The sequence below is a fragment of the Paraburkholderia sp. SIMBA_030 genome, assembly GCF_046535245.1.
In the GTDB taxonomy this organism is placed as follows: domain Bacteria; phylum Pseudomonadota; class Gammaproteobacteria; order Burkholderiales; family Burkholderiaceae; genus Paraburkholderia.
The window spans coordinates 1-264 of record NZ_JAWRXB010000766.1; the positions used below are offsets into that span (position 1 = coordinate 1).

General features: G+C 69.7%; 1 protein-coding gene. It reads left to right on the forward strand.

Annotated elements, in window-relative coordinates:
• Positions 1–3 precede the first annotated feature (3 nt).
• Positions 4–264: aldehyde dehydrogenase family protein (locus SB772_RS42040; protein ID WP_410838777.1), on the forward strand; the 261-nt coding region annotated here is incomplete at its 3' end.

Below are 264 nucleotides of genomic sequence, written 5' to 3' on the forward strand. Positions count from 1 at the left end.
GCCGTGACCGGCAGCCGCGAAGCGATCCGCGCCATCGACCCGGCCACCGACCAAGCCCTTGAGCCCGCCTATGCCGGCGGCACCGGCGAGCACGTGGCCCAAGCTTGCGCACTGGCCTGGGCGGCGTTCGATGAATACCGCGAAACCTCGGTGGAACAGCGGGCCCACTTCCTCGAAACCATCGCCGAACAGATCGAGGCCCTGGGTGATGCGCTGATCGACCGCGCCGTCGCCGAAACCGGGCTGCCCAAGGCGCGCATCCAG